Genomic DNA, 23,207 nt, shown 5'->3' on the forward strand with positions numbered 1-23,207 from the left:
TAGACATATAACTTTCAGTCATCCAACGTGATTTTTATCGACTCAGCAATAGATCGTGATTGAAATACTGGTGAGCCGTCTGTCAATAAACCACGCTCAATTCCATAGTAGCATCAGCTTACAAATTTCCATACACTTCACCAAAACGTACACGACGTGAGTAGCGGACAGACTCCACGAATTGACTCGAGCAGCCCGCGCCAGTTACTACACGAACTCCCTCCCCCCTCAGCTGTACGCTACCGCTAACAATACCCCATCCGCCCGTACGACCATCGGTTCCACCGCAGATGGATCAAAACGCGAGCGAGCACCGTCAGTCCACAGACCTCACTCAACCCGCCGTTCGGTGTGTCGGCGTGGGTCACGAGTTCACCCAGTCTCGGCGTCGAACACCCGACCGCTCGGTCACGGCCCTCCGGGACGTCACCCTCACGGTCGAACCGGGTGAACTCGTTGGCCTTGCAGGCCCCAGCGGCAGCGGGAAATCGACGTTACTCCACGCTATCGGCGCTTTGCTCGTCCCGACCACCGGTATGATCGAGGTGCTGTGCACCGACATCACGACCCTCTCGGCGGCCGAACGTACCCGGTATCGCCACGCCCACGTCGGCTTCGTCTTCCAGCAGTTTCACCTCCTTCCGTCGCTGTCGGCGCGGGCAAACGTCGCCGTCCCGCTGATCCAGGCCGGCGTCCGAAAACGCGAGCGCCACGACCGCGCGGAGACCCTGCTCGAGTACGTCGGCCTCGGTGACCGGCTCGACCACCGGCCAGGGCAACTCAGCGGCGGCGAACAACAACGGGTGGCGATCGCCCGGGCGCTCGTGACCGACCCGGACGTGGTGCTCGCGGACGAACCGACGGGCGAACTCGATACGGAGACCGGCGCCCAGGTGCTGGATCTTCTCGGGGACGTCGCCGCCGACCGAACCGTGCTCGTGGCCTCCCACGACGACCAAGTGCTGGCGGCTACCGACCGGGTGATACACCTCCAGGACGGGGCGGTGGTCACCGATGGGTGACTCTCGAGGTGCCCGCTGGCTCGGCGTCATTGGCCTCGTCGGGAGCCACCTCGCGAGCCACACCCGACGCGCCCCGGGCCGGACGCTCGCGACCGTCGCCCTCGTCGCTCTCACCATCGCGGTGTTGCTCACCGTGACCGGGATCGCCGTCTCCCTCGCCGCCGACTCGCCGGCGTCCACGGAGGCGGCAATGTACGTCACACCCGATGACGGCGGGACGTTATCGCCAGTGGTCGAGTCCGAAGGCCCGCGGCTCGAGGACGCCCACGACCGTAGTGCGGCGATTGACGCCCACCCCGACGTCGAGTACGCAACGCCAGTGCTCACGGAGGTCGTCCAGGTGCGCACGCGGGAGGCGACCGATCCCCAGATCGTGCTCGCGCTGGGAGTCGTCCCCCGGGAGACGCCCATCACCATCCACGGCCTCTCGACGGCACCGCTCGACCCCGGCGATCCCCACTACGCCGAGGGCGCCTACGACGGCCCCGAGACGGGCGACCTCCTCCTCCCGGCGACGACGGCTGAGCGTCTCGACGTGGCCGAGGGGGAGTCACTCCTCCTTCGGAGCCCGCGAACAGGGGCGGTCTCCCAGTCACACGAGGTCACCGCGATCGACGACGGGTCGTCGAGACTCGAGCTGCCGGTAATCGTGCTGCGATTGAGCGAACTCCAGTCGCTGACGGGGACGGCCGAGGCCGATCTGGCCGACCACCTCCTCGTCGAGGGCGACCCCGCATCGCCGGCGGTTCACGAGACGATCGAATCGCAGTATCCCGACGCGACGATCCAGACGGCGGGCGAAGTCGACGAGGGAGCGGTGTACGACGATGACCTTGCGCTCGCGACGAGCGTCATCGCCGCCCTCGTCGGCGTCCTGTTGTGCACGCTGTTTATCGCGACGGCGGCCGCCATCACCGTCGAACGGGATCGCCAACAGCTCGCAATCTTCGAGGCACTGGGTTTTGCCGGCTCGCTCCGGCTGGCGATCGTCGCGCTCACGACCCTGGCGCTCGCGATGGCCGGCGCCCTCGTCGGGGTTGCGCTCGGGGCGGGCAGCGTCGCTCTCCTCAACCGAGTCGCCACCGAGACGATCGCCCCCGAGGCCATCGCCGTCTTCCCCACTACGTTCGTCCCGTACGCCGTGGGGGTCGCCCTCCTGTCAGGACTCCTCGCACTGCCGTATCCAATCGCGCTCGCCAGACGAACCACCGCCCTCGAGGAACTCAACCGATGATTCTCGAGTACTCCGCCCGGCTTCTGGGCGTCCTCGGCATGTCGATCGCCGAACTTCGCCATCGACGAGGGAGGGCCACGCTCGTCGTTATCGCAATTGCGCTCGCCGTCCTCGCCGTCACGCTGTTGTCGAGCCTGGGCCTCGGCGTCCTCGCGACGGGTGAGGCCGGGTTCGAACAGGCCGATCAGGATCTCTGGCTCACGGGCGGGCCAGTCGCCATCACCGAGACCGGGGGCCTCGAGAATCCCGTCATCGACGCCCACCGTCTGTCCGACGAGATCGCCGGCCGCGACGACGTCGAAAGCGCCGCACCGATCGCGTTTCATGGCGTCTACATCGGCACGAACTCCGAGGACCTCGAGCTCGTCCCCGCGGTCGGCGCCCGGGGGGCACAGGTCGACACGGGGGAGGGGTTCACCAACGGGACGGCCCACTACGCCGAGGGAGCGTACGATGGCCCGATGACGGCGGAAGTGATCGTCGACCGGACGACCGCCGAGCGCCTCGATCTCACTCCTGGGGACACGGTGTTCGTCGGAATTAGTCGCGAGGGTGCCCAGGACCAGGCGTTTACCGTTGTCGCCATCGCCGACGAGTACCAGCAGTTCCTCGGCACGTCGACCGTGGTGCTTCCCCTGGGCGAACTCCAGCGCCTCGCCGGCACAACCGGGAGCGATCGGGCCGCGTTCGTCGTCATCAGCGTTGCCGATGGAGCCGACGTCGGCACCGTCCAGGCCGACCTCCAGCGAGCGTATCCGGACTACGAGGTACGTACGAACGAGCAACAACTCGAATCGATGCTTCGCGAGCAGACACTCTTACTCGTCAGTGGCGCCATGCTGGTAGGGTTGGCAGTGGTGACGGGCCTGCTCTTGACGGTGAACATTCTGACGCTGGTTGCCTACCAGCAACGCGCCGAACTCACGGCCCTCCGGGCACTCGGCCTCTCGCGACCGGTGCTCGCCGGCCTCGTCGGCGGCCAGGGGCTTGTCTTCGGGGCTGTCGGTGGCACACTTGGCCTCGTGTTGACGCCGGTGCTCGCCAGCGTGCTCAACGACGCCGCGGCGTGGCTGGTCGGCTTCGACGGCCTGCTCCGAACGCCGCCGGTGGTGTACGCTGTGGGGTTCGCAATCGCCCTCGGCGTCGGCACCCTTGCCGCCCTTATCGCTGGCTGGCGCGTGAGTCGTGTCGTTCGCCTCGAGTATCTCGAGTGATCGAGTGGGCCGGGTGGTGCTCGAGAGTGATCGAGTAATGCTCGAGAGGGGTCGAAAATCGAATTCCTCCTACCCCCGCACGTCGGTGCTCCCTCCGTGCATCCATGCGATGATCGCCGTAGCGTCGTCATATCCGAGAGACGCCCTGCCTCGAGTCTCCAGAGCACCGCCTCGAAAAAGGGTCGCGTTCAGGCCGAGCCTCGATCCCACCGTGCTAGTCCGACCGCCCGGCTACCTCGAGGTCGCCCAGAGCGGCGAACGTGTACGGTTCGTCCATCTCGAACGCACCGGAGACACACACCGTAGTCTCACCGGTGATCACGTCGGCGACCGCACTGGCATCGAACACAACGTCGAGGCCGCGACCGGTCGGTCGAAGCTCCGTCGCGGAGACCGCCTGGTCGGCTTCGTCCGTTCCGGGAACGGGCGGCGTGATCGAGCCGAATGGGGCGAGCTGGACCGATTCGGCGTCGATCGCCTCGAGAGAGACGGCTGCCTCATCGGCCGAGTTCGCAAACGAGAGCGTGGCGGTGAATTGCCCTTCCCCAGGTTGCACCCGCGGTGGGGTGAACTCCGCGTCCATCGTGAGCATCGCTGGGAACACGTACTCTTGGTCGGACACGTACAGGTTGTGGAAATACGCATCGCTCACGACACCCTCGATACTGCCGTTACCGATCGCGACCGCCAGCAACTCGGTTTCGGCATCGAACTGTTCGAACAGCGTTTGAGAGCTATCCTGTTCCCGAATCTCCATGAAGTAATTCCCGATTACTTTCGTCGAGACCTGAACGCGTTCGCCCTTGACGTCGACGTCGTCCGCCTCGAGGTGGATAGTACGCCAGCCGTCCTGGGTGAACTCACTTGAGACGTCGCGCGTCTCCCAGACGCCAGTGTCCTCGGTGTCCCGTTTGCGATAGGTAACCGAGAGGTCCTGGCCGTGTCGAACGATGAGGAAGACCTCGTCAGGGACTCGATAGGTGGCCTCCTTCCCTTTGTAGTAATCGTAGGTGAGCGAGCCGGCGGCCTCGACGTCGCCGAGGGTGAGCGATCGATCCTGGAGGTCGACCGCCGACGTGGGATAGTCGGCTGACTCCTGGCCGTGGGAGGTGATGTGCACCACGTGCTCGCGCCCGCTCTCAGCGGGATCCCCATCGAGTTGCATCCGGTTGGTCAGTTGAAAATCGAAATCGGCATCCCACGCGAATGCCTGGTCGAGACGATGGTGGTCGGCTGGATCAGCGGACGCATCATCGTCCGATTTCTCGTCATCGTCCGTGCTGTTGACGGTGCTGACAGTACCCAGAAGACCGATGCTCGTGAGGCCGATCAAAAACGGGCGACGAGCCACGTTCTCTCGGTCCGATATGTCCAGTGGGGTATTCATATGAGCTCACCGTCAGTTCGACAGCCTCCTGTATTAGAGGATATTACAGTTACGCCAATTAATCGGCCTTAGTGGAAGTTAATTAACAATTCGGACAGGATCAGGTCTGAGAAGGAGTCCGTTCGGGTGCATTGTATCGTCGCACGTCGAAGAATGGACGGAATACAGTCGCGGATCTCGATCGCTTAGCTGAAGGAGAGGGTGCTAAGCCCCCGTCCTCAAGGAACGAACGGTGGTAGCCGTGAGTGAGTAGGCAGGGGTCGTTCACGCGTCGGCGGGTGTCGTGGACTCTGTCTCGAGCGACCGAAACTGTCGACGTTGTACAAGCGACCGGGAAGCGAGCGCGAGGAGAATTGCAACGGGTGCTGGCCATCGGTCTCGGCTACTGTAGAAGCCGGGGAAGACGATGTCCGCACTGGTGAGTGGCCAGAGATATTGGTACGAACCCGCTCGGGGAACTAACAGGAGGTCGAGCACGAAGTGAGACAGGACACCGAGCGCGAGCAATAGCGCAACCGGTCGTCGATACTGAGGCTGGACGAGGAGCGCCCCGATGCAAACTACGATGGCCACACCGCCGATCGAGTGCATTGGCCACCACGAGATGGTTAGCCCGAGCGTTGATTCGGCCGTCTCGGGTGACACAATCCATTTCAAGCGATTGAGATCGGGAATCACCGCGCCGACCATCGCAACGCTCGCCAATCGCGGGGTAATCCATCGGTATCGAAGCGACAGCAGCGTCGCGAGCGTAAACGCGATCAAAACGTGGGTCAGCATGTCGGCCATGTGGATTACTCTCCCCGCTGTGTTCCGCCATCCGTCATCAGTGGCGCTTGACGGTTCGTTCCGTGAGTAGGATCGACCGGAAGCGGTTCCTTCGGCACGAGTGCCACTCCTCGAATGTCGATTCGCCAGCCGACGAGTGCACGGCCTGCGACGACTGCGGCCCCGACGATCGAAATTGCATGGACGTACAGGAGGCCCCCGATCCGGACATCCAGGTTTCGGTCGGCGGGTGCGATAAGCGCCGCCGCGATACCCGAACTGTCCACGACTCCGGCGGTCGTTACCCGTTCGGACGCAGTATCCTGGTCGACGACTGTCGTCGTTACATCACGATAGTTGGCCCCGAAATCGAAATTGACGTCCGCGAACAGCACGACCTCGTCTGCCCCGCTCGAGTCGCTTGCAACGGCTGCATCGACCGACCAACCGGCGCCGCCGAGGACGAAGAGCCCGACGAGACCGACGGTCAGGACCATGATACCGAGACAGCGGTGGAGCGGAGTCTCTAACACAATCGATTCTTCGAAGTGAACCGACGTAATGATCAGTATAGTTTCAAATCCCGACTCGAGAGGCGAATCGTGACTCGAGTCGACTGCGGTTTCGAGGCTCGAGACGAATCGTGAGTCCCATTCGACACGACTCGCAACGCTTCCGAGAGCCGCGTTACGCTATGCAACGCAACGGATGCCTGACTGACGGTATCCGAGGTACTTGGATAGCGATTACGCCTCGAGACGAATATATATGCGAAAATATACACGAACATATATACGAACGTACGGGAGTAACTGCATTAGAAGACAATGAGTGGACATCTCTCGAGGAGGCAATCCCTCGACGGTGGGAGAACAGACATACTCGCGATCGTGACAGCCGGGCTCGCCGGAGGACTCGCGTTCGGGGCCATCCTGTACGCACTCGGGTTGCTCGACTCAGTGGGTCGACTGCTCGGAGCGCCTGATATGCTGATCGGCACCATCCTTCTGGGACTGGCCAGTGTCGTCGGCGGGTTCGCCTACTTGGGCCTCGGAAAAATAAGGATGTTCGAGGATGACGTAACTGATCCGATCACTGGCACTACGATGGGGGTCATGTTCGGGCTGTTCGTCTGGCTCGTCGGAATCGTCGTTGTGCTCCCTCTGTGGCTTCGCCTCTTCGAGTACTCCCCGCCGTTTCCGTTCGTCCACTGGCAGAGCCTGCTCGGGTTGCTCGTCTACGGTGGCTTCGTTGGAACGTTGTATCCGAGGGTGAGTGCCCGACTCGGACGGTGACACGGACCGCGATTGAAGCCGCGGGCTGCCACCTCGTCGCGTTGTGTACCCGCTACTGGGACGATTCGGGCCTACGCCAGTCGACGTGGTGAACGGTGTCGAACAGATACGTAAGGCTCGTAACCGTCTGCTGATCGTGGGCTGTGGGATCGACGAGGTAGAACGCGGTGGCGCGCGTACACTCGATTCGAGCAGTCAGGATGTGGAGAAACCTGAACACCCGCTCGAAGTTGGTGGCGTGAATCAACGGTGTGATCGAATCGAACCAGAGCTCCACTGGACCGTTCTGATCACGTCGCGCGAGCGATTCACTGATCTCGATTCCGAGGCCAGTCAAATCGCTCGCGGCAACTGCGTTTATCTGTCCGGTATCTCTCTCGGTTCCGTCGGGACGCATCGTCGACTTTTGGACCGTACCACTGACGCGAATAATATCGATACTCGAGGAGCTGGATTCGTTAGTTTGCTGGTAGTCGAGAATCGTCGCTGGCGAACAACGAGCCGAAACGACTACTTTTGGAGCAGACTGGTCGGATAGCCCCACACCCTCGAGGTACGAGTCGATTTCTCCATCGTCCGGTAATGGTCCGAGCAGTAACCGATTTGATCCCCGTTCCGAATTCCCCCTATCCATCGTGCTTCAATACTATAGTGAGCGTCCTGATAAGTACTTTCAAAAAGGATAAGCGAGGTGGGTAATCCATTGTGTTTCGTTCACCGAGTTCCACCAGACGGCGAAAGCCTGTAGCCATGTTTCGGCGGTCGCTGGATCAACGTGGTTGAAACTACTACGCGTCCGAACCCCTTCAGGCACCAGCTCGCGAGCAGGTAGACTACCGCGGGTAGAACACGAATGGGAGTTTCTGTTCATCGGGGCCAACCAGAATGCAGTACTCACGGCAACCAGTATGGGGTTGGACAGCGACCGATCGATATGACTCACAGCGGTGAAGGCACGAGAGCGGCATACGAGTCAACTCGGTGCCACGGACGAAATCACCAGACGGCGGGAGAATGGAGTGCTCCGTCAGGGATTCGAACCCTGGTCATTGCCGTGAGAGGGCAATATGATTGGCCGGACTACACCAACGGAGCGGGTTTGCAATCTATGCTTGCCGAGAAGACTGTTTAAGGGTTGCGTTTCATCGGTACCGTGTCCAGTCGTCGCATGCGCGGATCACTCCTCGAATGGTGATCTGGTCGCCTCCGGTTCGAATCCCTCGAGGCTGATGATGTTCTCCCGACCGACGCGAAGTTTGCTGATGGTACCGTCGGATTCCATCTCCGAGAGCAACATACTCACCTTCGACTTCGACCAGCCGGTTTCGTCGACGATGTTGACCTGTTTCATTCGGCCGCCTCGCTCTCGGATGAGTGAGATGACCCGATCCTCGTCGCTGAGGAGTTCGTCGTCCGGTATCGGCTGGGCGGACGATTGATCGGGTTCTCGAGTCGGCTCGGGGCGTGGATCTGGATCCGATCGATCCGTCCTCGACAGGAGGCCGTACCGGGAGATACCGGCAGCGAGGAGACCGAGCAAGATCGCGCCACCAGCGAGCGCCAGTGCGATGGTGGATATCGGGAGCGCCGACTCGTTTTCCGTGTCCCCGTCTGGTTCGACCGATCCACCTGCCGATTCGCTCGCGAAAATGACGCGCGGCTGACCGTCCAGGAACTGTTTTCGGCCGGTCCAGGTGACCGAATCACTGGCTTCGAGGGACGATGCGCTGAGCTCGCCGGCCGGTTGGACGTCGGCGAACCGCAGGTCGTCACCCGTTTCGATGACGAGTGTCTGGTCGGAGGAGATGACGAAGTTCCCTTCGAACACGTCGCCAGCGACGACTTCGCCGTCGTTTACCTGCGCGAATCCGTTCCACGTGAACGACATCTCGACGACGCCTCTCGTGTTGAACCGCTGTTCGATTCTGGCCGTTCGGTTGAAGTCGGTCGCTTTCATTTCGCGGCCGGTCTCCTCTCGACCGATGGTGAGGAGGGCGTTTGCCTGGTCCTTGAAGTCCGTGTACCGTTCGGTCTCTTCGGACTCGAACTCTTCAGCGAACGTCTCGAATTCCGCCTCAGCCTCGTCGTCCTCGAGAATGCGTTCGTATCGGAACGTCCAGATGGCCGATCCGTCGTCGTTGACTGTGACGACGAACGTCGTCGTTTCGAAGCCCTGCTCCTGGAACGAGGCGGCGGTGTTCGCGAATTGATCGTCGCCAGCGCCGAACGTTGGCTGTCCGGTGTCCATACCCGGGTGCCGTTCCCGTTCGACCGCGGTGGTCGAATCGTCAGCAGCCACCAGCGTTCCGCCACCGACTGCGGCGACGAGGAGAGCGACCACGAGGATCCCTGTTCGAAGAGCCGACCCGTTCATTCGTCTCTCTTGTACGTGCTCTCAGTAAAAGACCTTGTGAATGTCGATTCCACTGCGGTACGCATATCCAGGCGTCCGAAATCACGTGTCGACACGCACAAAGTGGCCCGAGACGTACCTGCTGTCGATGATCGTAAATCTCGCCGCGGGCAAGCAGGTGTTCACGAGCAACGCGTTTCTGGTCACCGGCGACCGGACCGTCCTCGTGGATACGGGAGCGAACTTCGACGTCGTCGAGGCGATCCGCGAACACGTCGACGCACTCGATGCCGTCGTGCTCACTCACACCCACCCCGATCACGTCGGTAATCTCGAGGCCGTCGCGACGGCCTTCGACGTCAACGTCTGGGGGTTCGACGCGTCGGCCGATGGCGTCGACCACGAACTCGGGGACGAGGCGACGGTCATCCTCGGCGACGACGAGTACGTCGCGTTGCACACGCCGGGCCACAAGGACGATCACCTCTGTCTGTACGCACGCGAGACAGGCGTGCTGTTCGCTGGCGACCTCGTCTTCCAGAACGGCGCGTTCGGGCGAACCGACCTTCCGGAGGGTGATCGATCGACGCTCATCGATAGCATCGATCGGCTACTCGAGCGAATCGACCCCGGACTCGAGGCGCTTCACGCTGGCCACGGGCCGAGCGTCACCGACGAGCCGTACGAACACGTCGAACTGGCGAGTCGGATGGCCAGGCAGGCATGAACCGTTCGCTGGCCTCACTGGCCTCGCTGGTCTCCTCGGCGCTCAGGATTTGAGGCCGTAGTAGCCCGGTTCGTCGTCGGTTCGCGGTTCGCCCACCACCAGGTCCTCTGCGTTGGTCATGATCCACGGAATCGCCCAGTCGAGGAGAATGTCCTCCGTCTCGCGGTCGATTTCCGCGTTCGGATCGAGCCCCTGTAAGAGTCGGGCGATTTCGTAGACGCTGTACATCTGGTCGGCCTCGAGGAGTTCTTCGGGCGTGTAGAAGTCACACGGTGGCAAGGTGTCGAATTCGTCCTTTGGAACGGGCATACCTCGACTAACGGGCCTCGCGGCTAAACGGTGTGGGTTTCGACGGTCGCCGCTCGAGGCGAGTCGCTCTAAGTGAGTCCCTTGAGACGCGTCGCTACTCGCTCACTGTCGGCGCCAAAAAAGTGTGATGATGTACAGAGTCGTCGCTTACTCGAAGTGGTCGAGGCACGTCTGGTACTCCTCGGCGACGGAGTCCCAGTTGACGACGTCGAAGAAGCTGTCGATGAAGCTTCCACGGTCCGGGCCGTAGTCGTAGTAGTACGAGTGTTCCCAGACGTCCAGCGCGAGGATGGGGTGTGCGCCCCAGAGCGCGTGGAGGTCGTGCCGGTCGACCTTGAGGTTGCGGAGTTGCTTCGCGACGGGGTCGTAGACCAGAAGCGCCCAGCCGCCGGCAGCGCCCGCGGCGGCCTTGAACTCGCCCTCCCAGGCCTCGTAGGAGCCGAAGTCCTCCTCGATGCGGTCGGCGAGGTCGCCCTCGGGTTCGCCGCCGCCGTTCGGATCCATGTTCTCCCAGAACAGCGTGTGGAGATAGTGTCCACAGCCGTTGTGCGTGACGTTCTCCAGCGCCGCCGGCGTCGAATCGAAGTCGCCGTCCTCACGGTTCTGTGCCAGTTCCTCCTCGGCCGAGTTCAGGCCGTTGACGTACCCCTGATGGTGGGTGTCGTGGTGCCAGGTTACGACCTGTTCGGAGATAGATGGCTCGAGTGCGTCGTAATCGTACGGCAGCGGTGGCAGTTCGTGGTCAGTCATTGGTGAACACCGGTTGAGCAATCGACCGCTGACCTGTTAAACATTGAGGAGGGAAACGCTATCACACCCCACAATCTATCGGCTTCGCTGACCGTCACCATCTCCGACGTATCGCCGTCGAGAGCGGAACTATTGAATCGACTCCTTGTGATAGGCGTGTTCGAGCCACTCCTCCAGCGACGGCTGGGACCAGTACCTGACCGTCTGGCTCCGCGGGTCGTGGTCAATCACGCCAGCATCCTCGAGTTTTGGAAGGTGAACGTGTCTGAGTCCCGCGGCAATCTCGGACCGTCCGTCCGCCGAATAGTCGCTCCGGTCGTCGTTGGTGTGAACGTAGTCGGCAATCTCGTCGACCGACGCGACGCCGTCCGATTGCTCGGACAGATAATAGAGCGCCTGGCGGCGACGACGACTTGCGAGCAGTTCAAAAACCAGGTCCAGTGAGGGCGTCGTATAACATGCTCGAGCCGTGGATCCCTTCTCCCTGTTACTCATTTGCAAACCACCTACCGTAACGTAACATTCGAAACCACCACCCACTTATACTGGTGGGTGCACATTATACGTTACGTCTATCCGAATACGTACCTGTATTTCTTCATACACTCGACATATCTGGTAAAATTCACTGGTCGTCGTGTGAGTCGTTCCGTTCGACGCTGGTCTACTTTCGGGCCAGATACCGGATAGGGGCTCCGATACCCGCCTCGAGTTATTCGTAGAGCCAGGACGCGTCGTGCTGGTCGTAGTCGATCAGTTCGTCCTCGTCGAAGTGGATCGCGATTTCGCGCTCGTTCGCGCCTTCGTCCTCGTGATCTGCCGCGTGAACGACGTTCCGACCGAGGTCCAGCGCGTAGTCGCCGCGGATGGTTCCGGGGGCTGCCTCGAGTGGATCGGTGGCGCCGATCATCTGCCGGACTTGACGCGTGGCGTCCTGGCCCTCCCAGACCATCGGAACGACGGGTCCCGCGGTGATGAACTCGATGAGACCGCCGAAGAACGGCTTGTCCTCGTGTTCGGCGTAGTGCTCTCTGGCCCGCTCTTCGGGCATGTTGATCACTTTGATGCCGACGAGTTTGAGGCCGCGGTCCTCGAGTCGAGAGACGACTTCGCCCACGAGTCCGCGAGCAAAGGCGTCGGGTTTGACCATGACAAAGGTGCGTTCGTGATCGCTCACGCTTCTTCACCTTCTTCGGCTTCGGCTTCCCCCTCGGCCTCGGATTCGGATTTGGATTCCTCTTCAGTTTCCTCGCCCGTTTCGGAGTCGTCCTCGGCTTCCGCTTCGCCTTCGACGGTCTCCTCTTCCTCGGCGACCGCTTCGTCGCTGGCGGGTTCGGTGTCTTCGTCAGCTTCGTCTTCGTCTTCGACTTCGCTCTCCTCGACGATATCTTCGTCCTCCTCGGCTTCGACCTCCTGGTCGGGTTCCGTGGATTCGTCCGCCGACGTGTCGACCTGAGTTGGACCCTTGCCGCGACGGCCCTCCTCCGTCCACTCGAGGTCGCGCGGTTCGCGCCCGAGCTTGTAGTTCTTCTCCGCCTTCGAATCGACGAAGTGGAGCACGGTACCGTCGGTGCGAACGTACATGATGCCCGTGCCGGGCTCGATCTCTTCGCCCGTGTAGTCGCAGGTTCGCTTCTCGACCATTATTGTCCTCCGATGGAGTCGGCCTCGCGGGCAGTCTCGCGCAGCTGGAGGATGTCCCCCTCGCGGACCGGCCCGAGGCAGTTTCGGGTGATGATGCGTCCCTGGTTCTCGCCCTCCTTGATCCGACACTTGACCTGCATGGCTTCGCCGTGCATGCCGGTCTTGCCGACGATCTCGATGACCTCGGCGGGCGTTGACCCGTTTTCTGCTTCTTCAGCACTCATCTGTGGTCACCTCAGTCGAGGTCCTCGACCTTTCCGGCGATGTCTTCGACGTCGCTCGACGCTTCGCCGGCGTCAACGATCGCCGCGGCCGCCGAGCCGACCTCGAGGCCGGCGGCGTGACCGACGTCGTCCTGGGTCTCGACGAAGACGACCGGGATGCCCTTCTCGTCGGCGAGTTCGGGGAGGTGCATCACGATCTCCTCTGGCGAGACGTCCTCGGCGACGTAGACGAGCTCGGCGTTGCCGCGCTCGATGGCCTTGGTCGTTTCGTTGGTTCCTTTCTTTACACTACCTGTGTCTCGGGCGACCTCGAGCGCCTCGAGGGCGTCGTCGGCGAGGTCGGCTGGGATGTCTGTGGTTACGTAGACTGCCATTGGTTGTTCACCTCTCCTACGCGCGGGCTCGCACTCCCCTGCCGTCCGGGGCTGGGCCCGGGCCGGGGTCGTCCGGCGAAAGTCCTGTGAGGCTAGGAGTATCATCAACCCCGCGTAGGGTGTACTTCCCAGTAGCGGTGCCCCCCTTAAAAGCGTGTTCAAACGAACGGAGGCGTGGGAAACCGTTGCACGGGACGGAGGCGAACCAACGCTCACAGCGTCTCCGTCGACGTCCAATCGCGGGGAGACGAGAAGCATAGTCGAGAGCCAGCCGACAGTATCTTACGATCACCTGTCCGATGAGCCCACATGAACGTCGCCGCGCACGCTCGAGCCCTCCGCGAGGAAGCCGCCGCGGTCGACGAGCGTCGCGGTCTCGTCCTCGCAGGCGACCGCGAACGAGGGTACGAGGTACTGGCGACGGTCCTCGAGTCCCTCGACGTCCCGATTTCGCGGACGACGCTGGTCGGCCCCGAGGATCGACTGCGCTGTGAACACCGAACGCAGTCCGAAGCCGGAGCGCTCCTCGGAACAACCCGGGAGGTCGTCGTCCTCGACGCTCACGACACCCTCGAACTGAACGCGCTGGGCAAGCTCGTGGGGACGATCGACGCCGGTGGACTCTTGATCCTGCTGACGCCGCCGCTCGAGGAGTGGCCCGGCCGACGGGGTTCGTTCGAGCGATCGATGGCCGTTCCACCGTTCGGACTCGAGGACGTGACCGGGCGATTCCGTCGACGACTCGTCGAAACGCTTCGCGTCCACCGCGGGATCGCTATCGTGGACGTCGACGACGACCGCCTCGAGGACGACGGCCTGACGCACCCAGCCCCCCGCCTGGTGTACCGCGGGGACCCCATTCAGACGCGAGAAGTGCCCGACGACTTCGCCCGCGAACCGGACGCTGTAGACGGCGTCAGGGAGACTCGAGCGTTCCCTCCGGACGCGTACGATGCCTGTTACACCGACGACCAGCGAACGGCACTCGAGACCCTCGAGCGCCTTCGCACTCCCGAGAACGCCGTCGTCCTCGAGGCCGACCGTGGCCGCGGCAAGTCGAGTGCGATCGGGCTTGCAGCCGGCTGTTTCGCCGCAACGGGCGATCACGTGCTGGTTACCGCGCCCGCCTGGGCGAACGCGGCCGAAGCCTTCGCCCGGGCGAGTGAGTTGCTCGCCGCCCGGGAAGACCTCGAGAGCGACCCGGGGGCGACCAGTCAGGTACTGCGGACCGTCGACGGCGGAACCATCGAGTACGCCCCGCCGCTCGAGGCCGTCTCCCGCGCCGAAACCGCCGACGTCGTGCTGGTCGACGAGGCCGCCGCCCTCTCGGTAACCGTGCTCGAGTCGCTACTGGCCGCCGATCGAATTGCGTTCGCGACGACGATTCACGGCTACGAGGGAGCAGGACGCGGATTCTCGGTTCGATTTCGGGACCGCCTCGAGGCGAGCGACCACGACGTCTCCGAGTACGCGCTGCAGGAGCCAATCCGGTACGCCGCCGGCGACCCGCTCGAGGTCTGGTCGTTTCGAGCGCTGTTGCTCGACGCCAGCCCACCGGTTGCCCCGCTGATCGAGGACGCGACTCCGGAGTCGGTCGAGTATCGTCGCCTCGAGTCCGATGCCCTCCTCGAAGACGAGTCGCTCCTCCGGGAAGTCGTCGGCCTGCTCGTCCTCGCTCACTACCGAACCGAGCCGAACGACCTCGCTCGCCTGCTCGACGCGCCAAACCTCGAGACGCGGGCCCTGCTCCAGGACGGTCATGTCGTCAGCGTTGCCCTGCTCGCGCGGGAGGGAAATCTCTCGAAAGCGGACCGAGCGCGGATGTACGAGGGCGGACGCATCCGCGGGAACATGATCCCCGATATCCTGACGAGTCACGTGCGCGAGGAGTCGGCGGGCGAGGCTTCCGGGATTCGCGTGGTTCGGATCGCGACCCACCACGCACGGCGCGAACGGGGGCTCGGTTCGCACCTCCTCGAGCGCATCCGGTCGGAGTTCCAGGACCGCGTCGACTGGCTCGGCACCGGGTTCGGCGCGACGCCAGGCCTCGTCTCGTTCTGGCGGGCGAACGGCTACCGGACGATCCACCTCTCGACGACCCGCAACGACGCGAGCGGGGAGTACTCGGCGATCATGCTTGCGCCGGTGAGCGAGACAGGGGAGGCTATGCTCGAGCGCCACGCGACCAGGTTCGCCCGCCGCCTCCCGGCAGTTCTCTCGGACGGCCTCCGTGACCTCGACCCGGGCGTGGTTCGGGCCGTCTGTCGATCGATCGGTGCCGACCACGCGCCCCCGCTCGTGCTATCGTCCCACGAGTGGCGGGTCGTCGCCGGCGCGGCGTACGGCCCTGGCCTGTACGACGTCGATCCCGGGCCGTTCAGGCGACTGGTGATCTCGGCGCTGATCGAGCGACCGCCGGAACTCGAGGACGCGCTCACCACGCATCAGGAACAGTTACTCGTCCGGCGCGTCCTTCAGGCCCACCCCTGGGACGACGTGGCGGCAGGCCTCGAGTTCCACTCCTCGCGTCAGTGCATGCGGGCGTTCGGATCGACGCTTCAACCGCTGGTCGATCACTACAGCGGGGACGTCGCGCAGACAGTTCGCGACCGATTTCTCGACGACGAACCACGCGAGTAACCCGGTGGTCCCATTCAGCAGTGAGAGTTTGCCGCGGTCGCTTCGGTCGATACGCGATCGTACGTGTTTCGATCGATACCGTAGCCTACCCGCCGAGGAGTTCGTCGACGACCACGTTCCTGGACGTTCGACTCGTTGCCAGGACGAACGTCTCCACCCAAGCACGCTCACCGGGTTCGATTCGAAGCGCTGGGACCTCTCCAAACACGTCGGCAAGGGCCGCTCGCGCCACATCGGCCTCGGGAACACGGAGAACCGTTTCCTCGAGCCGACAGTCGGAAACGTCGCCGAGACCTACGACCCCCTCGCCGTCTGGCGGGTGGGCTTCGACGCGAAACTCCCACGGCGCCATCACGAACGTTCGTCGTTCGTTTCGACGGACCGACCAACCCCGCGATTCCGCGCGCTCGAGCGCCGCCTCGAAATCGGGCACGATCAGGCCGAGGTGCTCGAAGTGCGGACGACGGCCGGGGGCGAGCGTAACGTTCGCGCCCCCTCGCTGGTGGATCTGGAGTTTGAATCGAAACCCCTCGGGAGTTTCGTCGGTCGGCTCGAGGGAAACGCTCTCACCGCGGACGCTCCCGAACCGCTGATCGAGTGGGAGCCCGGCCCGCTCGAGGTGGTTTGCGGCTTCGTCGACGGACGGCGTGTTGAAATGGAGGTGAAAGAGCGTCGATTGCGGCATACGCGAAAGGTAGGATGAGACCGTGATAACGCTGTAGGGTTCACCGAGTGACGAGGCCGACACGGACGACAGCCCGGAAACCACCGACCCGAGTTCACCGCCGGCGGTCGGCAATCGACTCCTCGCTCGTCTCGACGGCCACGAGTTCGTAGAGGATCGCCCGCCCACCGTCGTCCTTCGGTCGCAGGATTCGACCCAGTCGCTGGGTGAACTCCCGCTCGCTTCCACTTCCCGAGAGCACGACCGCGACCGATGCGTCGGGCACGTCGACACCCTCGTCGAGGACGTTCGAGGTCACGACGCGGGAGTAGGTCCCGTCGCGAAAGCGCTCGAGGATCTCGCGTCGCTCGGCGGTCCCAGTCTGGTGGGTGATCACCGGGATCAAGAATCGCTCGCCGACCTCGTAGGCCAGGTCGTTGTAGGCCGTGAAGACAATCGTCCGCTCGCCGCGGTGCGTCTCGAGCACGTCGGCGAGGGCCTCGATCTTCCCCTCGGCGCCGAGCATGATCTCGCGGGCGCGCTGGCGGGCCAGGAGCGCCTCCCGCGCGGCGGGGTCGTTCCCCGAACGCTTGACGAGTTCCTGGTAGTCCGACCCCGATTGCATCCGGATGTTCGATCGCGCGAGGTAGTCGGTGAAGGTCCCCTGGTGGCGCTCGTAGGCCTCGCGTTCGCGTTCCGTGAGCTCGATCTCCCGACGCTTCACGTCGTAGGGCGCCAGGTGTTCGCCCGCGAGGTCGTCGGCCGAGAGTCGGTGAACGACGGGCCCGACGAGTTCTTCGATCACCTCGTGGGCGTCGTCGGGACGCTCGAACGTCGCAGTGAGTCCCAGTCTCGCCGGTGCGGCCAGCAGCCGGGCGATCTGGCGATAGCCCTCGCCGCCGAGGTGGTGGACCTCGTCGAAGACGACGAATCCGAACCGGTCCCCGACCGCGTCGGCTTTCAGGTACGCCGAGTCGTACGTCGAGACGGTCAGCGCCTCGAGTCGCTGCTCGCCGCCGCCGAATCGGCCGACGGGGACGTCGAACTCCGCCTCGAGTTCCGTCGCCCACTGCTCGAGCAAGTCGATCGTCGGGACGACGACCAGCGTCGGGACCGCGAGGCGCTCGATGGCCTCGATGGCGATGACGGTCTTCCCGCTGCCGGTCGGCAGTTCGAGGACGCCCGCGGGCGCCGGGTGGGACGGGCCGCCGTCGGCGAACGACAGCCCCTCCCAGCGGTCCGTCTCGAGCCAGCGCTCGAGGGCCGTCCGCTGGTAGGATCGAAGTTCGTACTCCGAGGCGAGGTCCTCAGGCATGCCGGTAGTCGTTGCAAGGACCGCGTCCTCGACCGAATCGCCGCGTCGGGCGAGCGCCGCACGGAGGTGAGCGTAGTGGACGGCTTCGGTTCGCAGGGTGTCCGAACGCGGGTCGTGCTCGAGTTCGACCGTGGCCAGTGAGGCGTCCTCGAGGAGCGCCTCGGCTCCAGCCTCGGGCGCCTCGATCCGGATCGTCCCGTCCTCGTACCGGAGACGGATCGACGACGGGGAGCCAGCGGGTGTCATCGACTACCGACAGTCGGGACGACGAGTACATAATTCCCGTGTTCGTTCACGACGGCTTCGGTGACTCGAGTCGTCGACCTTCAGGCCAGAGAGTGGAAGCGAGAACGCATACCTCAACCCTTTTATTACCGCTGTGCCTTGTCTGGGACATGAGCGAAGACGAGGGCGCAACCCCCACAGCCCAGGGCGTGCCTGCGGAAGGCGACGCCGAACCGGGGACCGATACCGAAACCGATGGCGAGGGTTCGGACGCCGACGCTGACGACGAGCGTCCGGAGGACCGTGACGAGAACGTCGAGGACACGCCTGCAGGGGAGGACGAGAACGAAGGGGTGTCGGATTCGTCGCGGGATACTGGAGAACGCACAGAGGTTGCGGAACCCGCAGAATCGGCGGAGACGACTCCCGAAAACGAGGACGCAGTTCCACAGACCAGCGACGAGATCCGCGACCTGCTCGAGACGCTACGGGGTTACGACGACGAAATCGCCCGCGACGTCACCTCCATCGTCGAGATGGCCCGCGACCTGAACGGGACCGTCACCGACCAGCGCGAGGAACTCGAGGACCTGAGCGAGCGCGTCGAGGCACAGGCCGAAACCATCGGCGACCTCCAGGATCAACTCGAGGAGCGCGAGGAGGAACTCGCCGACCGCGAGGCAACGATCGAGGAGCACGAGCAACAGATCGAGGACCTCAAGGGCCACGTCAAGCGAACCCAGGCGGACTTCCAGAACTACAAGAAACGGGCGAAAAAGCGCCAGGAACAGCTCAAAGAGCGCGCGACCGAGGACCTCGTCGGGCGACTCGTCGGCGTCCGCGACAACCTCAAGCGAGCCCTCTCTGAGGAGAGCGGCGACGTCGAGACGCTGCGGGAGGGCGTCGAGATGACCCTCCGCGAGTTCGACCGCGTCCTGGCCGAGGAGAACGTCGAGGAGATCGATCCCGAACCGGGAACCGAGGTCGATCCCCAGCGCCACGAGGTCATGGTGCAAATCGACAGTGACCAGCCGGAGGGGACGATCGCCGAAGTGTTCACGCCTGGCTACGAGATGGGCGAGAAAGTGATCCAGAACGCCCAGGTGACGGTGAGCAACGGCGAACTCGAGGGTGGGGACGGAGGCGAGGACGCCGACGACGCGGGTACAGATACGGACGCTGACGACGCAGATGTGGATGCCGACGGCGAACCTGACGACGAAGGCGGTGACGGCAGCGAAGCCGACGCCGACGAAGGCAGTGACGACGAAGAACCAGCATCCGACGACGAATCCGGGGAAACCGACGCATCCACGGACGAAGACGGCGACGTCGAGGGGGCCGAAGACGACGGCGAAGTCGACGAGAGCGATACACTCGACGAGGACGATGAAGGCGAAGCCGGCGAATCATCGTCCGAGACGTCCGACGAAACCGACGACGCGATCGAACTCGGCGGCAAAGTTGCCTCCGAAGACGACCTGGACGACGCCGAGCAGTAGCCCGTCCTCGTGGCTCGACCGCGCCGACTCGAGGGCGCGATCGACTGACGAAAACATTCACTACTATCGGTGTAATAACTCCGCTCGAGCGCGGTTTCGGGTGGGGTTTCAGAAGTCTTTTGACGGGCTAGAGGCAACGTTCGCTACGACATGACCGAGGACTTGAACTGGGCTATCGGAGGCGAGGCCGGGGACGGCATCGACTCCACCGGGAAGATCTTCGCCCAGGCACTCTCCAGGGCCGGACGACACGTCTTTACGTCGAAGGATTTCGCGTCGCGAATCCGGGGCGGCTACACCGCCTACAAGATACGCACCTCCACGGACCGCGTCCAGAGTGTCGTCGATCGGCTCGACATTCTCGTCGCGCTCACCCAGCGAACCATCGACGAGAACCTCGACGAACTCCACGAGGGCAGCGCCGTCATCTACGATGGCGAACGCTCCTGGGACGCCGAGATTCCGGACGAGATCACCGCCGTCGACGTACCGCTCAAATCGCTGGCCGAGGAGGCCGGCGGCGCGATCATGCTCAACGTCGTCGCCCTCGGGGCCGCCTGCGAACTCACGGGCTTCGACGTCGCCTACCTCGACGAAGCGCTCGAGAAGCGTTTCGGCGGCAAGGGCTCGAAGATCGTCGACAACAACAAGGACGCCGCCCGCAAGGGGCGGGACTACGTTCAGGAGAACTACGACCTGGACCTGGGCTACGCCCTCGAGACGACCGACGAGGATTACGTTCTGCTCAACGGCGACGAGGCCATCGGGATGGGCGCACTCGCCGCCGGGTGTCGCTTCTACGCCGGCTACCCGATCACGCCCGCGACGAACGTGATGGAGTACCTGATCGGGCGAATCGAACAGTACGGCGGCCACGTCGTCCAGGCCGAGGACGAACTCTCGGCGATCAACATGGCCCTCGGCGCGGCCCGCGGCGGCGCCCGGTCGATGACCGCGACCTCCGGCCCCGGCATCGACCTGATGGCCGAGACGTTCGGCCTCGTCGCGACCAGCGAGACGCCGCTGGTCATCGTGGACGTGATGCGCTCGGGTCCGTCAACGGGGATGCCGACCAAGCAAGAACAGGGCGACCTCAACATGACCCTCTACGGCGGCCACGGGGAGATTCCGCGCTTCGTCGTCGCCCCGACGACCATCGACGAGTGCTTCTGGAAGACCGTCGAGGCGTTCAACTACGCCGAGAAGTACCAGACGCCCGTCTACGTCGTCGCCGACCTCGCGCTGGCGGTCACCGAACAGACGTTCACCCCCGAGACGTTCGACATGGATGCCGTCGAAATCGACCGCGGTAACTTGCTCGAGGACGACCAGGTCGCCGAATGGCTCGACGACCAGGGTCGATTCCGCGCCCACGCCGCCACCGAGGACGGCATCAGCCCGCGCGCCATTCCCGGCATGACTGACGGCGCGCACATGAGCACGGGTCTCGAGCACGACGAACTCGGGCGACGAACCGAGGACACCGAGGTTCGCGTCGAACAGGTCGACAAGCGCAACCGCAAGGTCGAGACCGCGAAGGCCGAAGAAGCGTGGGACTACCGCGAGTTCGGCGACGAAGACGCCGACGACCTCGTCGTCTCATGGGGCTCCAACGAGGGGGCTCTTCGAGAGGCGGTCGCCCTGCTCGAGGACGACGACGTTCCGGTCCGGGTTATCTCGGTGCCCTACATCTTCCCGCGGCCCGACCTCTCCGAGGAGTTCGAGGCCGCCGACGACGTCATCGTCGTCGAGTGTAACGCGACCGGCCAGTTCGCCGACGTGCTCGAGCACGACACGCTTCAGCGGGTCAAGCGCATCAACAAGTACACCGGCGTGCGGTTCAAAGCGGACGAACTCGCCGAGGAAATTACCGCGAAACTGAAAGAGGAGGTGCCAGCACAATGAGTTCCCAATCAGAGGTACGATTCACCGACTTCAAATCCGACAAGCAACCGACCTGGTGTCCCGGCTGTGGCGACTTCGGGACGATGAACGGCATGATGAAGGCCCTCGCGAACACGGGCAACGATCCCGACAACACGTTCCTGGTGGCCGGTATCGGCTGCTCGGGGAAGATTGGGACCTACATGCACAGCTACGCCATCCACGGCGTCCACGGCCGGGCCCTGCCGGTCGCGACGGGCGTCAAGATGGCCCGCCCCGACATCGAGGTCATGGCCGCCGGCGGCGACGGCGACGGCTACTCGATCGGTGCCGGCCACTTCGTCCACGCCACCCGGCGAAACGTCGACATGACCTACGTGGTCATGGACAACCGCATCTACGGACTGACGAAGGGACAGGCCTCGCCGACCTCGCGTTCGGACTTCGAGACGTCGACGACGCCCGAGGGGTCCCAGCAGCCGCCGGTCAATCCCCTCGCGCTCGCGCTCGCCTCGGGGGCGACGTTCATCGCCCAGTCGTTCGCCTCGGACGCGATTCGCCACGCCGAGATCATCGAAGAGGCCATCGAACACGACGGCTTCGGCTTCGTCAACGTGTTCAGCCCCTGCGTGACGTTCAACGACGTCGACACCTACGACTACTTCCGAGATTCGCTCGTCGACCTGAAAGAGGAGGACCACGACCGCCACGATTACGAGGCGGCGAAGGGGGTCATCCTCGACACGGACAAGGAGTACCAGGGCGTCATGTACCAGAACGAGAACTCGATTCCCTACCACGAGCAACACGGGGTCACCGAGAACATGGCCGAGATTCCCGACGGCGCGCCCGAGAACGCTACGGACCTCGTTCGCGAGTTCTACTGAGTATCGGGCACTGAGGCCCAGTACAGATTTCCGTCACCGGCTCAATTTTCGTTTCGTACCGCGTTTCGGCCCGCCGTCGCTACTCGAGAGACGGTGCGGGCACGTCTCGAGACGCCGGGTGTTCGACCGACCGCATCAGATCCTCGATGTAGACTCCCTCATCTGGAAGCTGCGTTGGGAAGCCGCCGATCAGCACGATCAAGTCGTCGTCGTGGGTAAACTTCGTGACCCAGAGGGTGATCTCGAGGCGTTCGTCGTCGAACTGGGCCTCGGAGGCGAACTCGTCGACGGTCCGGTTCGCGCCCAGAATCCCGAGGGGGAACGATTCGCCGGTCGGTTGCGGTTCGGCCAGGCCGTCGAACTCGCTCTCGAGTTCGCCGCCGAGCTCCTCGAGCAGTTCGTCGGTATCCATGTCGGCGAGCGGGTTCATCGCCTTTCCCCCGACCGACATCTCTGGCATGGAGATGGCGGCGAAGACGGCGGCGTCTCGACTCTTTCCCTGGATGGTCACGTCGTTCGTGTACGCGACCGACCAGGCCGAGGCGGCGATTTCTCGGCCGGCGGCCTCCTCGGTCACGCGTTGCCAGCCCGACTGGTACTCAGTGTAGCCCGTCGACTCGAGGGTCGCCTCGGCAGGGAGGACCGGTTCGGCGGTGTACTCGAGCGGTTCGTTCCCCAGCAGAAAGTCGAGACAGCCAGCGGTCGTCGCGAGCACCCCGGTACCGGCGCCAGCCAGGACCGATCTCCGGTTGATCATTACCGGTAAGAGTCACAGCGGAAGTATATGCG

The 23,207-nt window shown here is 63.7% G+C and carries 24 protein-coding genes and 1 tRNA gene; 9 read left to right on the plus strand and 16 right to left on the minus strand.

The annotated features are described in order from the left end of the window. Nucleotides 1–290 precede the first annotated feature (290 nt). The 3 genes from J1N60_RS11735 to J1N60_RS11745 are packed head-to-tail and all read left to right on the plus strand — an operon-like array spanning nt 291 to nt 3,470. Complete coding sequence (locus J1N60_RS11735) at nt 291–1,022, plus strand: ABC transporter ATP-binding protein (protein WP_312907629.1); 732 nt, start codon at nt 291–293, stop codon at nt 1,020–1,022. Continuing rightward, nucleotides 1,015–2,256, plus strand: coding sequence for an ABC transporter permease (locus J1N60_RS11740; protein WP_312907631.1), 1,242 nt, complete (start codon nt 1,015–1,017; stop codon nt 2,254–2,256). Before J1N60_RS11735 ends, J1N60_RS11740 begins: the two co-directional genes overlap by 8 nt. After that, complete coding sequence (locus J1N60_RS11745) at nt 2,253–3,470, plus strand: ABC transporter permease (protein WP_312907632.1); 1,218 nt, start codon at nt 2,253–2,255, stop codon at nt 3,468–3,470. The genes J1N60_RS11740 and J1N60_RS11745 overlap by 4 nt, the downstream gene beginning before the upstream one ends. A gap of 214 nt (nt 3,471–3,684) precedes the next feature. Here J1N60_RS11745 and J1N60_RS11750 read toward each other — a convergent pair whose 3' ends face one another. From J1N60_RS11750 to J1N60_RS11760, 3 genes are all read right to left on the minus strand, one after another. Then, nucleotides 3,685–4,857 carry a hypothetical protein gene (locus J1N60_RS11750; protein ID WP_312907634.1) on the minus strand — a complete coding sequence of 391 codons (1,173 nt, stop codon included), beginning with the start codon at nt 4,855–4,857 and terminating at the stop codon, nt 3,685–3,687. Between the two features lie 264 nt (nt 4,858–5,121). Then, complete coding sequence (locus J1N60_RS11755; protein WP_312907636.1) at nt 5,122–5,646, minus strand: metal-dependent hydrolase; 525 nt, start codon at nt 5,644–5,646, stop codon at nt 5,122–5,124. A 5-nt stretch (nt 5,647–5,651) separates the two neighbouring features. Further along, nucleotides 5,652–6,158, minus strand: coding sequence for an OB-like fold-containing membrane protein (locus J1N60_RS11760; protein WP_312907637.1), 507 nt, complete (start codon nt 6,156–6,158; stop codon nt 5,652–5,654). 294 nt (nt 6,159–6,452) lie between these two features. On the opposite strand from J1N60_RS11760, the gene J1N60_RS11765 reads away from it, so the two are divergent. Next, entirely contained in the window at nt 6,453–6,920 is a 468-nt protein-coding gene (locus tag J1N60_RS11765) for a hypothetical protein (protein ID WP_312907639.1), read from the plus strand. Nucleotides 6,921–6,972: 52 nt separating this feature from the next. Here J1N60_RS11765 and J1N60_RS20645 read toward each other — a convergent pair whose 3' ends face one another. From J1N60_RS20645 to J1N60_RS11780, 3 genes are all read right to left on the minus strand, one after another. After that, entirely contained in the window at nt 6,973–7,554 is a 582-nt protein-coding gene (locus tag J1N60_RS20645) for a DUF7504 family protein (protein WP_425499288.1), read from the minus strand. A gap of 386 nt (nt 7,555–7,940) precedes the next feature. Then, nucleotides 7,941–8,015, minus strand: a tRNA-Glu gene (locus J1N60_RS11775). An 82-nt stretch (nt 8,016–8,097) separates the two neighbouring features. Continuing rightward, entirely contained in the window at nt 8,098–9,294 is a 1,197-nt protein-coding gene (locus tag J1N60_RS11780) for a DUF7343 domain-containing protein (RefSeq protein ID WP_312907643.1), read from the minus strand. Between the two features lie 127 nt (nt 9,295–9,421). Here J1N60_RS11780 and J1N60_RS11785 point away from each other — a divergent pair, with 127 nt between their 5' ends. Then, on the plus strand, nt 9,422–10,000 hold the full coding sequence (locus tag J1N60_RS11785) for an MBL fold metallo-hydrolase (RefSeq protein ID WP_312912581.1): 579 nt from the start codon (nt 9,422–9,424) through the stop codon (nt 9,998–10,000). A 42-nt stretch (nt 10,001–10,042) separates the two neighbouring features. On the opposite strand, the gene J1N60_RS11790 is transcribed toward J1N60_RS11785, so the two are convergent. The 7 genes from J1N60_RS11790 to rpl7ae form a co-directional block, all read right to left on the minus strand. After that, nucleotides 10,043–10,309: a DUF5827 family protein gene (locus J1N60_RS11790; RefSeq protein WP_312907645.1), complete on the minus strand. Its 267-nt coding sequence runs from the start codon at nt 10,307–10,309 to the stop codon at nt 10,043–10,045. 147 nt (nt 10,310–10,456) lie between these two features. Then, entirely contained in the window at nt 10,457–11,059 is a 603-nt protein-coding gene (gene sod / locus J1N60_RS11795; protein WP_312907647.1) for a superoxide dismutase, read from the minus strand. A 129-nt stretch (nt 11,060–11,188) separates the two neighbouring features. Then, entirely contained in the window at nt 11,189–11,554 is a 366-nt protein-coding gene (locus tag J1N60_RS11800) for a DUF7344 domain-containing protein (RefSeq protein ID WP_312907648.1), read from the minus strand. A 217-nt stretch (nt 11,555–11,771) separates the two neighbouring features. Continuing rightward, nucleotides 11,772–12,236, minus strand: coding sequence for a nucleoside-diphosphate kinase (gene ndk, locus J1N60_RS11805; RefSeq protein WP_312907650.1), 465 nt, complete (start codon nt 12,234–12,236; stop codon nt 11,772–11,774). Further along, nucleotides 12,233–12,703 carry a 50S ribosomal protein L24e gene (locus J1N60_RS11810; protein ID WP_312907652.1) on the minus strand — a complete coding sequence of 157 codons (471 nt, stop codon included), beginning with the start codon at nt 12,701–12,703 and terminating at the stop codon, nt 12,233–12,235. The genes ndk and J1N60_RS11810 overlap by 4 nt, the downstream gene beginning before the upstream one ends. Next, nucleotides 12,703–12,927: a 30S ribosomal protein S28e gene (locus tag J1N60_RS11815; RefSeq protein WP_253435051.1), complete on the minus strand. Its 225-nt coding sequence runs from the start codon at nt 12,925–12,927 to the stop codon at nt 12,703–12,705. The genes J1N60_RS11810 and J1N60_RS11815 overlap by 1 nt, the downstream gene beginning before the upstream one ends. Nucleotides 12,928–12,938: 11 nt before the next feature. Next, the gene (gene rpl7ae, locus J1N60_RS11820) at nt 12,939–13,301 is read right to left on the minus strand and encodes a 50S ribosomal protein L7Ae (protein ID WP_254156170.1); all 363 of its coding nucleotides are present in this window, start codon (nt 13,299–13,301) and stop codon (nt 12,939–12,941) included. Nucleotides 13,302–13,610: 309 nt separating this feature from the next. Here rpl7ae and tmcA point away from each other — a divergent pair, with 309 nt between their 5' ends. Next, the gene (gene tmcA, locus J1N60_RS11825) at nt 13,611–15,941 is read left to right on the plus strand and encodes a tRNA(Met) cytidine acetyltransferase TmcA (protein WP_312907655.1); all 2,331 of its coding nucleotides are present in this window, start codon (nt 13,611–13,613) and stop codon (nt 15,939–15,941) included. Between the two features lie 85 nt (nt 15,942–16,026). Here the strand turns inward: tmcA and J1N60_RS11830 are convergent, their stop codons facing one another. Both J1N60_RS11830 and J1N60_RS11835 read right to left on the minus strand, forming a co-directional pair. Further along, entirely contained in the window at nt 16,027–16,626 is a 600-nt protein-coding gene (locus J1N60_RS11830) for a hypothetical protein (RefSeq protein WP_312907657.1), read from the minus strand. Nucleotides 16,627–16,720: 94 nt separating this feature from the next. Further along, nucleotides 16,721–18,166: a DEAD/DEAH box helicase family protein gene (locus J1N60_RS11835; protein WP_312907658.1), complete on the minus strand. Its 1,446-nt coding sequence runs from the start codon at nt 18,164–18,166 to the stop codon at nt 16,721–16,723. 149 nt (nt 18,167–18,315) lie between these two features. On the opposite strand from J1N60_RS11835, the gene J1N60_RS11840 reads away from it, so the two are divergent. The 3 genes from J1N60_RS11840 to J1N60_RS11850 all read left to right on the plus strand — a co-directional run bounded on the left by J1N60_RS11840 (nt 18,316) and on the right by J1N60_RS11850 (nt 22,418). Beyond that, nucleotides 18,316–19,647 carry a nucleotide exchange factor GrpE gene (locus J1N60_RS11840; protein WP_312907659.1) on the plus strand — a complete coding sequence of 444 codons (1,332 nt, stop codon included), beginning with the start codon at nt 18,316–18,318 and terminating at the stop codon, nt 19,645–19,647. 150 nt (nt 19,648–19,797) lie between these two features. Further along, the gene (locus J1N60_RS11845) at nt 19,798–21,552 is read left to right on the plus strand and encodes a 2-oxoacid:acceptor oxidoreductase subunit alpha (protein WP_312907661.1); all 1,755 of its coding nucleotides are present in this window, start codon (nt 19,798–19,800) and stop codon (nt 21,550–21,552) included. Then, entirely contained in the window at nt 21,549–22,418 is an 870-nt protein-coding gene (locus tag J1N60_RS11850; RefSeq protein ID WP_312907663.1) for a 2-oxoacid:ferredoxin oxidoreductase subunit beta, read from the plus strand. The genes J1N60_RS11845 and J1N60_RS11850 overlap by 4 nt, the downstream gene beginning before the upstream one ends. A gap of 79 nt (nt 22,419–22,497) precedes the next feature. Here the strand turns inward: J1N60_RS11850 and J1N60_RS11855 are convergent, their stop codons facing one another. Then, entirely contained in the window at nt 22,498–23,175 is a 678-nt protein-coding gene (locus J1N60_RS11855) for a DUF6517 family protein (protein WP_312907665.1), read from the minus strand. Nucleotides 23,176–23,207: the final 32 nt, after the last annotated feature.

Source organism: Natronosalvus caseinilyticus (assembly GCF_017357105.1).
GTDB classification, from domain to species: domain Archaea; phylum Halobacteriota; class Halobacteria; order Halobacteriales; family Natrialbaceae; genus Natronosalvus; species Natronosalvus caseinilyticus.

Bases quoted from the DNA above. Each gene is read 5' to 3' on its own strand.
- J1N60_RS11735 (WP_312907629.1), top strand. From the start codon at position 291: ATGGATCAAAACGCGAGCGAGCACCGTCAGTCCACAGACCTCACTCAA.
- J1N60_RS11740 (WP_312907631.1), top strand. From the start codon at position 1,015: ATGGGTGACTCTCGAGGTGCCCGCTGGCTCGGCGTCATTGGCCTCGTC.
- J1N60_RS11745 (WP_312907632.1), top strand. From the start codon at position 2,253: ATGATTCTCGAGTACTCCGCCCGGCTTCTGGGCGTCCTCGGCATGTCG.
- J1N60_RS11750 (WP_312907634.1), bottom strand. From the start codon at position 4,857: ATGAATACCCCACTGGACATATCGGACCGAGAGAACGTGGCTCGTCGC.
- J1N60_RS11755 (WP_312907636.1), bottom strand. From the start codon at position 5,646: ATGGCCGACATGCTGACCCACGTTTTGATCGCGTTTACGCTCGCGACG.
- J1N60_RS11765 (WP_312907639.1), top strand. From the start codon at position 6,453: ATGAGTGGACATCTCTCGAGGAGGCAATCCCTCGACGGTGGGAGAACA.
- J1N60_RS20645 (WP_425499288.1), bottom strand. From the start codon at position 7,554: ATGGATAGGGGGAATTCGGAACGGGGATCAAATCGGTTACTGCTCGGA.
- J1N60_RS11780 (WP_312907643.1), bottom strand. From the start codon at position 9,294: ATGAACGGGTCGGCTCTTCGAACAGGGATCCTCGTGGTCGCTCTCCTC.
- J1N60_RS11785 (WP_312912581.1), top strand. From the start codon at position 9,422: ATGATCGTAAATCTCGCCGCGGGCAAGCAGGTGTTCACGAGCAACGCG.
- J1N60_RS11790 (WP_312907645.1), bottom strand. From the start codon at position 10,309: ATGCCCGTTCCAAAGGACGAATTCGACACCTTGCCACCGTGTGACTTC.
- sod (WP_312907647.1), bottom strand. From the start codon at position 11,059: ATGACTGACCACGAACTGCCACCGCTGCCGTACGATTACGACGCACTC.
- J1N60_RS11800 (WP_312907648.1), bottom strand. From the start codon at position 11,554: ATGAGTAACAGGGAGAAGGGATCCACGGCTCGAGCATGTTATACGACG.
- J1N60_RS11810 (WP_312907652.1), bottom strand. From the start codon at position 12,703: ATGGTCGAGAAGCGAACCTGCGACTACACGGGCGAAGAGATCGAGCCC.
- J1N60_RS11815 (WP_253435051.1), bottom strand. From the start codon at position 12,927: ATGAGTGCTGAAGAAGCAGAAAACGGGTCAACGCCCGCCGAGGTCATC.
- rpl7ae (WP_254156170.1), bottom strand. From the start codon at position 13,301: ATGGCAGTCTACGTAACCACAGACATCCCAGCCGACCTCGCCGACGAC.
- tmcA (WP_312907655.1), top strand. From the start codon at position 13,611: ATGAACGTCGCCGCGCACGCTCGAGCCCTCCGCGAGGAAGCCGCCGCG.
- J1N60_RS11830 (WP_312907657.1), bottom strand. From the start codon at position 16,626: ATGCCGCAATCGACGCTCTTTCACCTCCATTTCAACACGCCGTCCGTC.
- J1N60_RS11835 (WP_312907658.1), bottom strand. From the start codon at position 18,166: ATGACACCCGCTGGCTCCCCGTCGTCGATCCGTCTCCGGTACGAGGAC.
- J1N60_RS11840 (WP_312907659.1), top strand. From the start codon at position 18,316: ATGAGCGAAGACGAGGGCGCAACCCCCACAGCCCAGGGCGTGCCTGCG.
- J1N60_RS11845 (WP_312907661.1), top strand. From the start codon at position 19,798: ATGACCGAGGACTTGAACTGGGCTATCGGAGGCGAGGCCGGGGACGGC.
- J1N60_RS11850 (WP_312907663.1), top strand. From the start codon at position 21,549: ATGAGTTCCCAATCAGAGGTACGATTCACCGACTTCAAATCCGACAAG.
- J1N60_RS11855 (WP_312907665.1), bottom strand. From the start codon at position 23,175: ATGATCAACCGGAGATCGGTCCTGGCTGGCGCCGGTACCGGGGTGCTC.